The organism is Aquibium carbonis, from assembly GCF_003970795.1.
Taxonomy (GTDB): Bacteria; Pseudomonadota; Alphaproteobacteria; order Rhizobiales; family Rhizobiaceae; genus Aquibium; species Aquibium carbonis.
Window position 1 is genome coordinate 26,680 of the sequence record NZ_RWKW01000063.1, and the last position, 11,869, is coordinate 38,548.

Consider the following 11,869-nt stretch of genomic DNA (forward strand, 5'->3'; position numbering starts at 1 on the left):
GGTCCCGTGGGCGCGGATGGCGAACGCAATCATCGCCTCGTCGACGTCGAGCTCGACGAATCGATCGGCCGATCGACCCCCGACGTCGAGCACGAACGCGCCGTCGCCATTTTCGACCTGATCGAGGAAAACACCTTTCACCCGGTCGGAGATGACCAGGGCGGGCCCTACAAGCTGAAGCTGTCGCTGGTCGATTCGCGCCTTGTCTTCGCTGTATCTCGCGAAGACGGCAGCGCCATCGTGACCCACATCCTTTCGCTGACTCCATTTCGCCGCATCGTGAAGGACTATTTCATGATCTGCGAAAGCTATTACGAGGCGATCCGCTGCTCGACCCCCTCGCAGATCGAAGCGATCGACATGGGTCGGCGCGGTCTGCACAACGAGGGTTCCCAGACCCTGATGGAGCGCCTTTCGGGGAAGATCGAGGTGGATTTCGACACGGCGCGGCGCCTTTTCACGCTGGTCTGCGTGTTGCACTGGCGTGGTTAGGCCGGCATGGCCGAAACGCCGTCCATCGATCCCTCCGCACCCGGCGCACCGTCCGGGCGCACGCCCAAGTCGGTGCTGTTCGTTTGCGGCATGAATTCGATCCGCTCGCCCATGGCCGAACTGATCGCCCGCAGGCAGTTGCCGGGCGTCTACGTCGCCTCTGCCGGCGTTCGCGCCGGCGAGCGCGACCCTTTCGTCGACGCCGTCCTGGCCGAACAGGGCCTGTCGCTCGACCAGCGCCAGCCTCGCCTGCTCGATGAACTCGAAGATGGCTACTTCGACCTGATCGTCACGCTGGCGCCCGAGGCGCATCATGCGGCGCTCGACATGACGCGGGCACTCGCCTCGGATGTGGAATACTGGCCCATGCCCGATCCCTCGATCGCCAGCGGCACGCGCGAACAGATTCTCGCCGCCTACAGGGACGTTCGCGACCGGCTGGCGCGGCGGATCGGGGATCGCTTCGGCACCCGGAGCGAGATGACGCCCGGGTGAAGAAGCTGGTTCACAATCCGGGCATAATCATATAGGTTCCGCGCAATTCCCGGCCTGGACGAGCTCCGCGCCGGGCTTTCATTCATGAAAAGGTATCGAATGCCGAAGGAAGAAGTCCTCGAGTTTCCGGGCACCGTGACGGAATTGCTGCCGAACGCGATGTTCCGGGTGAAGCTCGAAAACGAACACGAGATCATTGCCCACACCGCCGGCCGCATGCGCAAGAACCGCATCCGCGTTCTCACAGGCGACAAGGTTCTCGTCGAGATGACGCCTTACGACCTCACCAAGGGCCGTATCACCTACCGCTTCAAGTAGGCGGCCCGACAGGATTTCGATGAGCGTATTCCAGAAGCTGGTACTCGCCTCGGGCTCACCCCGCCGGATCGAACTTCTGCAGCAGGCGGGCATCGAGCCGTACCGGATCTGTCCGGCCGACATCGACGAGACGCCGCAACGCGCCGAGCAACCGCGCTCCCTGGCCAAGCGGCTGTCGAAGGAGAAGGCCGAAAAGGCCGTGGCTTCGCTTGCGGGCGATGCCGATGTGGAGCGCGACGCCTTCGTCCTGGCCGCCGACACGGTCGTGGCGGTCGGGCGGCGCATCCTTCCCAAGGCCGAGCTTCTCGACGAAGCCACCCATTGTCTTCGCCTCCTGTCGGGCCGCTCGCACCGTGTCTACACCGGTCTTTGTCTGATCACGCCGACCGGCAAGGTCCGTCAGACCCTGGTCGAGACCCGCGTGCGCTTCAAGCGCCTCTCGCGCGAGGACATGGAGAACTACCTGGCTTCCGGAGAATGGCGGGGCAAGGCGGGCGGCTACGCCATCCAGGGTCTCGCCGGAACCTTCGTCGTGAAACTGGTCGGCTCCTATCCGAACGTCGTCGGCCTGCCGCTTTACGAGACCGTGTCGCTGCTGTCCGGCGAAGGCTACAAGGTCCATTTCAACTGGCTTTCGGGCCCCGGCACCGTTTGAACCTCTTATGACCGAAAAGCCCTCAGCCAGTGTCACGCCGCTGCGTCCCCGCGTGAAATGCCCCGAATGCGGCAAGCTCTCCTCTCGCGACACCTATCCGTTCTGCTCGACCCGCTGCAAGGATCGCGACCTGAACCGCTGGCTCGCGGGCGTCTATGTCATCCCCGGCGAACCGGCTGACGGCCAAGTCGGCGAGGGAAGGCGCGACGACGAGGACTGACCGGCCACGGTCGCTCCTGATCCGCAGCAGGCTGCCCGGAACTACAGGCGGCGCGCTCTCCAAAGGCGGCCATCCGTACCGCGCGGCATGCCGCAGGCTTTTTCTCGAAAAAACAGCACCTTGCAGAGCGTTCCCGACTCTGTTCGGCAACCTGGCGAAGGCTCGGTCCGTCGGCGGCAACGTCTTCGAGCTTTGCGGATGGGGGCCGCAAACGAATCTGCCGCAGGGGTATCGAATTTGCTGTCGGAATTCTGTCACGCAGCGCTGGACACCGAATTTTTGCGTGCTATAACCCACGCGCTTTCGGGCGTTGCCCGAAACGACAGGACGGCTTGCCCGTCATGCCCAGGTAGCTCAGTTGGTAGAGCATGCGACTGAAAATCGCAGTGTCGGTGGTTCGATTCCGCCCCTGGGCACCACTCCTGAATGGCACCTGACCCTCAGCAGAAGCAATCGTGACCACGGCGCACCGTCGGGCGCGCCGAGCCGTTCTTCCAGACAGGCGCCAGGCAGCGGATCGTTCGAGGGACGAACCGGCGTTCTTCCAGCGCCAGCCGAAGGTTGGTCAGTGTTCGCCCGCGGCCATGGCCACGGCGATGCGTGCGGCCAGGGCGGCGTTGTTCCTGACCAGCGCGATGTTGGCGACGAGGCTGCGTCCGCCTGACAGCTCGTTGATGCGGGCCAGCAGGAAGGGCGTCAGCGCCTTCCGACCGATGCCTCGCCGGGACGCTTCGGCCACCGCTTCGGCGATCGCACCATCGATGAAGGCGGGATCGAGTGCGTCGGCCTGCGGGATCGGATTGGCAATCAGAAGACCCGTGCCGGAACCGATGGCCTTGTGCAGTCGGATCGCCGCTGCGATCTGTTCCGGCGTATCGATGCGGTGGTCGGCCTTGTGGCCGCTCGATCGGGTGTAGAAGGCGGGAAAGTCGTCACTGCCATAGGCGATCACCGGCACGCGCTGGGTCTCCAGGAATTCCAGCGTCTTGGCGATGTCGAGGATCGACTTGACGCCGGCGCAGACGACAGCCGTCTCGGTGCGGCCGAGTTCGGTTAGGTCGGCGGAGATGTCGAAGGTTTCCTCCGCGCCGCGATGCACGCCCCCGACGCCGCCCGTGGCGAAGACGTCGATGCCGGCGAGCGCGGCAATGCGCATCGTGGCCGAGACCGTGGTGCCGGCCGAACCGCGCCGCGCCATCACGGCTCCGAGATCGCGACCGGACGCCTTCACCACGTCGCGGCTTCGGCCGAGCGACTGCAGTTCGTCGGCCGTCAAACCGGCGCGCAACACGCCGTCGATCACCGCGATGGTGGCCGGCACCGCACCGTTCTCCCGCACCGTCGCCTCGACGAGCAGCGCGGTCTCGACATTCTCGGGAAACGGCATGCCGTGGGTGATGATCGTGCTTTCCAGCGCCACCACGGCCTGCCCGGCAGCCAGCGCTTCGGCGACGTCGCGCCCCAGAACGAGCAGCGGATTGTTGGTCGTGACGGTCATGAAGGTATCCTGTGTTCGCCTGCCGCGAGAAACCGCGGCGAAAGTTCCGGGTGAACGCTCGACGCGCTCTCGGTGGTCAAGGTGGCCAGGAGCGCACCGGTCTGAGCCGCCGCCCGCAGCGACGAGCCGCCGAGCAGGCGGTAGAGCGTACCCGCTATCATGGCATCCCCGGCGCCAGTCATGTCGAGCGGTTGCGCGGGAACGGCGGGCATCTCGACGACTTCGTCGCCCGAGGCAACCGCATAGCCTTGCGCACCACGCGTGACGATGGCTTCGCGTGCACCGGCCCGGCACAGAGCCACTGCCGCCTCCTTCAGCGAAGGCCGGCTGGACGGCTCCGTGGCGCCGAGAATGGCGCTCGCCTCGTCATGATTGGAAAAGATCAGATCGATGCCGGAGAGGTCGCGCGGCAGTCTGGCCGATTTCGGCGTCGACACCGTGTCCAACGCCAGCTTGTAGCGCGCGCTCTGCTTGCGCGCGATCAGCGCCTCGATCGTCGCTGCCGGCATGTTGCAGTCGATGAAAATCCAGTTCGCCGCGGCCAGATGCGGCCAGAACCGGTCGAGATGCGCCGGGGTCAGGAGGTCGAAGACGTCCATGTCGGCGATGCCGAGCGCCAGATCGTTGGCGGGATCGAGGATCGCGGCGTATTCCGCCGTCGGCCGCTCGGTCGTGGTGATGACCTGGCTGACATCGGCGCCGAGATCGCGCAGGTGCCGCACGAGGTCGCGGCCGGTCGTGTCGTCGCCGACGATCGAGATGAAGGACAGCTCGACGCCAAGGCGCACGAGGTTTTCCGCTACGTTGCGGGCCACGCCGCCGAAGCTGCGATGGCCGTGAACCGGGTTCGACGTCTCCCAGACCAGCGGCTTGCGGGCATGGTACTTGCGGTCGAGCACCGCACCCCCGATGCAGACCATGCGTCGCGGCGTCGGCAGCACATAGCCGCGACCGAGAATGTAGCCCTTGTTGACGAGCTGGACGATATGAGCCGCCACTGTGGAGCGAGCCAGGCCGAGCGGGGTGGCGATCTCCTGCTGGCCGACGAAGGGATTGGCCGAGATCAGGTCGAGGACCGCCTGTTCCTGGGATCCGAGGTCGTCCATCGCGCTGTCCATGAAAGTGGAGGAGGTCAGGGGCTTGCGCCGAGGCATACAACAACAGATGCGAATGTCAACTTTTGTTTAGCGCTATTGGAACAGGCGGCAAGGCGTCGCCGCAGAGGAACCGGAACTGCTTCCACCAGCGACGATTTCTCCACCAATCCGGCCAAAGACGACAGGATGGCTGTTTGCGGTGGACGGAAAGGCTCGAACTGACCTATCTGGGCACACGCTTTTTCGGCCACCGCGGTCGAGCCCTCTCACCCCGATCGCACTCCAGGATCGACGATTGCCGCACACCGCCATCCTCATCACCGAGAAGAGCTGGATTTCGGCACGGGTGATCGACGCGTGGCTCGCGAAGGGCAATCGAATCGCGGAGGTCTGGTGCTTCGACCCGGCGAGCGCCCTTCTCGCTCCGCCGCGGAGCCTGTTCGGACAGGTCTTTCCGGCATGGGACGTCTCCCGCCTGCTGGCCCGTCACGGGGTGGAGGTCCGGCTTTGCCCTCCCCTCAAAGGCTGGAGCGGGGCATCGGAGCGTGCCACGGCGGCCGGCGCCGACGTGCTGATGACGCTGATGACGCATCAGATCGTACCGGCTTCGATCCTGCGCCCCTTCGCCGGCCGGGCGGTCAACTTCCATCCCGCCTTGCTGCCGCACTACAAGGGCCCCTCGCCCCGGACCGGGATGTTGCTCGACGGCCAGGCGGACATGGCGGGCGGGGTGACGCTGCACGTTCTCAGCCCCGGCATCGACGAGGGAGCGATCATCGCCAGCCGCGCCGTTCCGCGCAGCATGGCCCGGAACGACCCGCATTGGGACGCGCTGCAGGCCGAGGCTGCCGGCCAGTTGGCCGCTGGACCCTTGCTGGACTACCTGGCAGGACGTCTCGACGCCGTGCCGCAACAGCCCGGCAGCGGCAACTACCGACGCGTCGCTCCCACAGAATATACCATCGGTCCCGCCATCGATGTCGAACGCGCGCGCTTCCTGTGTGAAACGCTGAGCGAAATCAACCGGCTGATATGCACACTTCCTGACGGGAGAACCGTCTCCGTCGTGGGGTTTTCGCGCCACCTGGGCCCCCCGACGGGCGCCGCGCCGCGCCTTGGGCCGGGCTACGTGGACATCGACGTCAGCGACGCGCGCCTGCGTCTCCGACGCCGGAACCCGCTGTCGAAGGTGATGGCCTGGGTTCGCAAGCTCGACGCCGTCCGCAGGGTCGGCAGGACAGGGATGGAGTGAAATGCTGCCTCCGCTCCACCTTGCCTTCGACGAGAGCAGCACGCCGCACGACATTCGCGTGCGCATGTCGGCGGGTGGGCGGCTGGTCGGCACGATCTTCTTTCGCTGCGAGTCGACGCCCCTCGTGATGACGGCCGACACCCTGTTGTGCCTGGGGTTGACGCCGGCGCTGGAAGTGCACGCGCCGCTGCGGGTCGAGGGAACGGTCGAAGCGTCGCTCATCGCCAACGCCGCAGCAATCCAGGAGATGCTGTGCTCCTGGTATCCGGCTTACCGCCCGATTCCGGTCACGGCCGAAGTCGGCAGCCAGACGTATCCCGAGGGCCGTGGCACGGGCCTCTTCTTCTCCGGCGGCGTCGATTCCAGCTATTCCCTGGCATCCGAGAAAAACCGCCTCGACGCCCTGATCACGATGGTCGACGCCAAGACGCCGGGGCAGCGCGGGCCAGGCGCGCAGCGGCTCGTCGACGGGCTGGCGCGAGCGGCTTCGACCTTGAGGCTCGAGCCGATCTTCGTCGAGACCAATATCCGCGCGATGATGCAGCCGTTCCTGGGATGGATCGAGTTCCATGGCTCGGCCATGGCTGCAATCCGTCACCTGCTCGGCGACCGGTTTCACACGGTCCTGATTGCCTCATCCGGCGACGAAACGGCCTGGTTCGAGCCCTGGGGCTCCCACCCCGGTCTCGATCCGCTGCTGGGAACGCCTGACGCACGCATCGAACACCACGGCCTCGTCAAGCGTTTCGACAAGGTGCGTACGATCCTGACGGAACCCGTGCTGATGGACGGACTGCACGTCTGCAATACGGATCCGAAGAAGAATTGCGGCCAGTGCTCGAAGTGCCGGTTCGTGATGGCCTGCCTGTCCGTGCTCGACGCCACGGAGGAGGCGCCGAGTTTCCCCCGCGATCGGGAATACACGCCGTTCCGGTTCAAGATCGAGGATGCCGCGGTCCGCTCAGAATATGTCTACCTGCGCGAAAGAGCCGCTGCGACCGGCCGACATGCGCGGCTCATCGCCGACATCGACGCGTCGATCGCGGCTTGCAAGCTCCCGGAAAAGCGGCGCAGCGTCGTTGCGACGGCGGATCCTGGCTGGCGCCTCAGACGTCTGAAGCACCGGGCGCGGTACTGGCGAGCGTCGCGTTAGGATCGAAGCCTTCCGCCTTGCGCCGTCCATCCGGATAGAGACGGCGGCAAGCGAGACAGGAGGTGCCGACGCCGCACCTGTCGACCCAACAGGCGATCGGCTCACGCGCATTGAAGACGACGCGCTCGAGATGATCGGCAAGAGACGCCTTCAGGTAGATGAGTTCGCCGGGAATGGCCGTGGTCTCGAGATAGGCGGCGACCTCCTCGGCCCGCTCGAACGTGAGGAGACGCGCGCCAGCCTCGGTCTTGAGCCGATCGATCCGAGCCGATTGGGGACCGACGAACAGGACCCGGTCGGCGATGGCGAGTGCGTCGCGTGCCGTGCTCATGTATTTGGGCCGCGCGCTCCCGGAAAAGTCCGACAGGGTGCCCACGACCACCGTCTTTCGCACGGCCCGGGCGTTGCGAACGATTTCGAGACTGCTCTCCACGCCCCAATAGGGTGCCTTCATCGTGTCCGCAATGATGGTGCTGCCACTGGCGCCGCTGTGGATCGAATCCCGCCAGGGATATGGGGGCCATGCTGCGATTGCCCGCGCGCAGTCTCGTGCCGGCACGCCAAGCGCGCGCCCGGTCGCAAAGGCGGCGAGCGCGGCGGTGACCCAGCGCTCGCCGACCAGTTGCGTCTGCACGACGGTGACCTCCGTCCCATCGTCGATTTCGAGGCGAAGCCTTTCAGGAAAGTGGCCGTCGAAGGCGACGAGGCGGATATCGGCATCGGCCGCACGGCCGAAGGTCAAAACCCGTGCAGGGCTGCGATCCCTCATGGCAAGGATCAGCGCATCGTCTGCGTTCAGGACGGCAAGACCTGTTGGCGGCAGCATCTCGACCAGACGTCCCTTCTCCACCGCAACGGCTTCCCGGGTGCGATAGTTCTTGTAGTGGTCGAGCCCGATCGTGGTCACGACCGCCACATCAGGACGGAGGAAGCTCGCGACCGGCTCGATGGCGCCGGGCGCATGGCCGCTCACCTCGCAGACCCAGAAGCGGTGCCTCCTGCGCGCTCGCGTGACGTTCTTGGAGATTGCACCAGCCGTGTTGAAGCCGATCGACACATGCGTTGGCGCCCGCGCCGCAAGGACGAGCGAGATGAGGCCGGCCGTACTCGACTTGCCCGCGCTGCCAGTCACCGCCACCACGTGATTCGGCCGCACGAGGCGACGCCAGGCGGACGCGACACGCGTCCGCCGCCAGAGCCGGAAGGACCGCAACCGGTCGCGCATCATCGTCCATCCGTCGCGAAGATTTGCATGGCCCATCATGGACGATCCTCCCGCGAACACCTGTCGGCGCAGGAACGAGACGCGGAGCCCGGCGCGTCAACGCTCCCGCGCAGAGGCTGGCCGGTTTCGAATACGATCGAAACCGGCATGCGTGCGCGCCCAGGCGTCGAGAGAACTCGATTGACTGCGACGGGGTCATGGATCAAATCGGTCCTCATCGGACAAGATACAACCTGAAGATGGATGCCGCCCACCTTTTGCACGGAAGCTGTCGTGGGCGGAACAAGAGGAACGACCTGAAACGTCTATGCTCCGCAACCGCGACAGGCATCCCCGCCGCCGATAGGCTACAGATGCAGTCAGTCCTCCGTGTCATGCAAGCCGGCCGCAGGCGGAACCCAGAATGACCGTTTCGAAAACCGATCATCGCCATCCGCTCAAACGCCTTTTCCAGGCTCATGTCGAAGGTCCGTTCAAGCACCGGCTGGCAACGCTGGCCCGGGCGCGCAGCAAGGCGGAATTCATTTGCGTCACCGGAAGTTCCGGAAAATCGACGACGGCAACGCTTCTGGCCCACATTCTCGCCGCGCATGGTCCGACGACATGCCAGGTTTTGGCCAACTCGTTGCCGGCCATCCAGCGCAGCTTGCGACGAATGCCCTCGACGACGCGATACGCAGTCTTCGAAACCGGCATCTTTCACCAGGGCGACATGGATGCGCTGAGCCGCCTCGCGCGGCCGACCGTCGGCATCGTGACCCTGGTCAACACGGAGCACTACTCCAGTTTCCGCGGCCGGGAAGGCGTGGCCACCGAGAAGGGCAAGCTGGTGGAGGCCATCCTGCCCGGCGGGTTTGCGGTGCTCAACGCCGACGACGACCTCGTGGCGTCGATGGCCGGACGCACCACCGAACGCGTGGTGACGCTGGCACGGCACGCCCCTGCCCTCTATCGGGTTCGAGCCGGGTTCCCATCCGCTTCGGAAGGACTGCTCGTCGAGATCGAGGGTCCGCGCGGCAGGCTGTCCATGCAAACGCGTTTCCTGGCGGACCATTTCTGGCTCTCCTGCGCGGCCGCGGCCGTCACCGCGCTGGAGCTCGGCGTCCCCCCTTCGGTCGTAACCGATCGAATCGAGCGTTTCGCCGGCGTCCACGAGCGGTTCAGCCTCTACGAAACGAAGAGCGGACCACGCTTCGTGCTCGACACCGCGAAGGCCCCGTGGGACACGCTCTTCCTGTCTTTCGATGCCTTCGCCAGGCTTGACGGCGGCTACAAGCGGATTGTGCTCGGCCAAATCTCCGACTACCCGGGAAACCCGAAACCGAAGTATCGCGATGCCTTTCGGCGGGCGCTGAGCTGTTCCGACCAGGTCATCTTCGTCGGTGAAAATGCCCATCGGTCGTCGGCGAGCGAAGAAGAGATCGCCAGCGGACGTTTCAAGAGTTTTGCAACCGTCGAGCAGGCGACGGCTTATCTTCGGCAGGACGCCACCGACCGGGACCTCATCCTGTTGAAGGGATCGCGCAACCTGCATCTGGATCGCATCGCGCTCGCGTGGGATCATGACGTCAACTGCTGGAACGACCATTGCGGATACAGTGGCAACTGTACGACATGCGGGCTCCACGAATATCCGTTCCAGGATCATGCCCGCATCAGGAAGGAGCAGCGACGTTGGCCCAGGCGTGGCCGCGGATCGGGCACCTGATGCATCGGAGACCGTCTTGCAGGCTTACATAATCCATCTGAAGGACGCTTCTGGCCGCTGGCCGCAGGTGGAGCGCCTGAAGCAGGAACTGCCGATGGCCTCGCAGGTCGTGGATGCCGTCTCCGGCGCGCGGTTGCCGGAGCGCGAACTCGACCGCGTCTACCGCCGCAATCTCCATTGGCCACCCTATCCCTTCCGTCTGTCGAAGGGGGAGATCGGCTGCTTCCTGTCCCATCGCCTGACCTGGCAAGCCATCCTCGACGGGAATGCGGAGGGGGGCCTCGTCCTCGAGGACGACATCGAGATCGACAGCGCGCGCCTTCCGGCGGCCCTTGAACTCGTGGGGAAATTCGCTTCGCCCGGCGACATCGTCCGGTTTCCCAACAAGTTCAGATCCCGCGCCGGGCAAGTCGTTGCGTCGCAGGACGGTTTCGATGTCGTTCAGGAGAAATCGCCGGGCCTGAACATGATGATGCAATGGATCGGACGTGACGCGGCCCGGCAACTCCTGGCGCGAACCGAGATCTTCGACCGTCCGGTCGATGTGTTCATGCAGATGCGCTGGATGCACGACCTGCCGGTCTACGCCGTTCGACCCGTGCTGATCCGCGAGGTTTCCGGCGAGCTCGGAGGCTCGACCATCCAGAGCGGCAGAAAATCGATCCCGAACGAAGCGGCGCGCAGCATCGGCCGAACCGCCTATCGCGGTTATACGCGCGCGCGCAACATGTTTCGCTAAAGTACCCGTGTCGGTCGCGGCGAGTATCCGTTAGAGAGACGGAATCGGAGGATTGCGGCGCGCTTCGTCGAGCCGCGACGGGAAATCATGTTCGGCGTCTCACGAAAGATCGAGAAACAGCTGCGCTATTGGCGATGGCGGCTCGCCCGGGGCGGGTTGCCGATATGGTGGCACGTCGGTCGGCCGAACTTCGGCGACGATCTGACCCCGGACCTGTTCCAGCGGCTGACGGGCGTGAACGTTCGTTTCGAACCGAACCGCTCCGCACCGCACGTGCTGGGGATGGGCAGCATCCTGTCCAAGGCGACGCCCGCCTCGATCATCTGCGGCAGCGGCCTGATCGCGCCCATTGCCGGCCGCATCCAGGCCCGTGCCGTTGCCGTGCGCGGGGAACTGTCGATGCGGGGGCTGGCCTCGGTCCCGGACGATCTGCTTTTGGGCGACCCGGCGGTGCTCGTGAGCGAACTGATCGTACCGCCCCCCAGAAAGCAACACGCCTACGGCTTCGTCCCGCATGTACGATCCGTCGATCGCTGGCGGGCCTGGAACGGAATGGGGCTGAAGCTGATCGACCCCGGGGGGCCGGTGCGATCCGTGGTCGAGGCCATCGCATCCTGCGAGACGATCATCAGCCAGTCGCTGCACGGCCTGGTGATCGCCGATGCCCTGAGTGTTCCCAACGTGTGGGTGGCGCCAACCGACGCCATGATGGGCGGACGCTTCAAGTTCGACGACTACTTCACCACGATCGACACGCCGAAGGAGATCGTGCCGGAGACACAGGACATCTTCCGCGCTCCCGGCGTCTTCGCCGCCTCGGTCGGGCGGTACCGCTTCGACAAGGCCGTCTACCGCGAGCGCCTGCGCACGACGTTCTCGGCGCTGGCGAAAGGGCTGCAAGCAGGCTGAGGCCGATCGGACGGAACCGGGAACCTGGCTCGCCCAGCCTTCCTGGGCTCTAGATGTCGTTGCTACGGAGGTTGTCCGTGAGTTTTGAGATTGGGGGCCTTCCGCCAA

The 11,869-nt window shown here is 65.3% G+C and carries 13 protein-coding genes and 1 tRNA gene; 11 read left to right on the forward strand and 3 right to left on the reverse strand.

Going from position 1 to position 11,869, the window contains the following annotated elements:
* The first annotated feature begins 6 nt into the window (after nt 1–6).
* The 6 genes from EJC49_RS17050 to EJC49_RS17075 all read left to right on the forward strand — a co-directional run bounded on the left by EJC49_RS17050 (nt 7) and on the right by EJC49_RS17075 (nt 2,599).
* Entirely contained in the window at nt 7–492 is a 486-nt protein-coding gene (locus EJC49_RS17050; RefSeq protein ID WP_126701144.1) for a UPF0262 family protein, read from the forward strand.
* A 6-nt stretch (nt 493–498) separates the two neighbouring features.
* Nucleotides 499–987, forward strand: a complete 489-nt coding sequence (locus tag EJC49_RS17055; RefSeq protein WP_126701145.1) for an arsenate-mycothiol transferase ArsC — start codon at nt 499–501, stop codon at nt 985–987.
* 99 nt (nt 988–1,086) lie between these two features.
* Nucleotides 1,087–1,305, forward strand: a complete 219-nt coding sequence (infA, locus tag EJC49_RS17060) for a translation initiation factor IF-1 (protein WP_019172992.1) — start codon at nt 1,087–1,089, stop codon at nt 1,303–1,305.
* Between the two features lie 19 nt (nt 1,306–1,324).
* Complete coding sequence (locus tag EJC49_RS17065) at nt 1,325–1,960, forward strand: Maf-like protein (protein ID WP_126701146.1); 636 nt, start codon at nt 1,325–1,327, stop codon at nt 1,958–1,960.
* 7 nt (nt 1,961–1,967) lie between these two features.
* The gene (yacG, locus tag EJC49_RS17070) at nt 1,968–2,180 is read left to right on the forward strand and encodes a DNA gyrase inhibitor YacG (RefSeq protein ID WP_126701147.1); all 213 of its coding nucleotides are present in this window, start codon (nt 1,968–1,970) and stop codon (nt 2,178–2,180) included.
* Between the two features lie 343 nt (nt 2,181–2,523).
* A tRNA-Phe gene (locus tag EJC49_RS17075) sits at nt 2,524–2,599 on the forward strand.
* Between the two features lie 146 nt (nt 2,600–2,745).
* Here the strand turns inward: EJC49_RS17075 and EJC49_RS17080 are convergent.
* A complete protein-coding gene (locus EJC49_RS17080; RefSeq protein ID WP_126701148.1) occupies nt 2,746–3,678 on the reverse strand; it encodes a pseudouridine-5'-phosphate glycosidase in 933 nt (310 codons plus the stop codon).
* The gene (locus EJC49_RS17085) at nt 3,675–4,784 is read right to left on the reverse strand and encodes a carbohydrate kinase (protein ID WP_126701149.1); all 1,110 of its coding nucleotides are present in this window, start codon (nt 4,782–4,784) and stop codon (nt 3,675–3,677) included. The genes EJC49_RS17080 and EJC49_RS17085 overlap by 4 nt, the downstream gene beginning before the upstream one ends.
* A 286-nt stretch (nt 4,785–5,070) precedes the next feature.
* Here EJC49_RS17085 and EJC49_RS17090 point away from each other — a divergent pair, with 286 nt between their 5' ends.
* Both EJC49_RS17090 and EJC49_RS17095 read left to right on the forward strand, forming a co-directional pair.
* On the forward strand, nt 5,071–6,027 hold the full coding sequence (locus EJC49_RS17090; RefSeq protein ID WP_126701150.1) for a formyltransferase family protein: 957 nt from the start codon (nt 5,071–5,073) through the stop codon (nt 6,025–6,027).
* Nucleotide 6,028: 1 nt separating this feature from the next.
* On the forward strand, nt 6,029–7,180 hold the full coding sequence (locus tag EJC49_RS17095) for a hypothetical protein (protein ID WP_126701151.1): 1,152 nt from the start codon (nt 6,029–6,031) through the stop codon (nt 7,178–7,180).
* Here EJC49_RS17095 and EJC49_RS17100 read toward each other — a convergent pair.
* A complete protein-coding gene (locus tag EJC49_RS17100) occupies nt 7,134–8,444 on the reverse strand; it encodes a Mur ligase family protein (RefSeq protein ID WP_126701152.1) in 1,311 nt (436 codons plus the stop codon). The two genes, EJC49_RS17095 and EJC49_RS17100, sit on opposite strands and share 47 nt — an antisense overlap.
* 364 nt (nt 8,445–8,808) lie before the next feature.
* Between EJC49_RS17100 and EJC49_RS17105 the strand changes: the two genes are divergently transcribed.
* From EJC49_RS17105 to EJC49_RS17115, 3 genes are all read left to right on the forward strand, one after another.
* Complete coding sequence (locus tag EJC49_RS17105) at nt 8,809–10,113, forward strand: Mur ligase family protein (RefSeq protein WP_126701153.1); 1,305 nt, start codon at nt 8,809–8,811, stop codon at nt 10,111–10,113.
* Nucleotides 10,114–10,129: 16 nt separating this feature from the next.
* Nucleotides 10,130–10,852, forward strand: a complete 723-nt coding sequence (locus EJC49_RS17110; protein ID WP_170314766.1) for a glycosyltransferase family 25 protein — start codon at nt 10,130–10,132, stop codon at nt 10,850–10,852.
* A gap of 87 nt (nt 10,853–10,939) precedes the next feature.
* Nucleotides 10,940–11,761, forward strand: coding sequence for a polysaccharide pyruvyl transferase family protein (locus EJC49_RS17115; RefSeq protein WP_126701155.1), 822 nt, complete (start codon nt 10,940–10,942; stop codon nt 11,759–11,761).
* Nucleotides 11,762–11,869 lie beyond the last annotated feature (108 nt).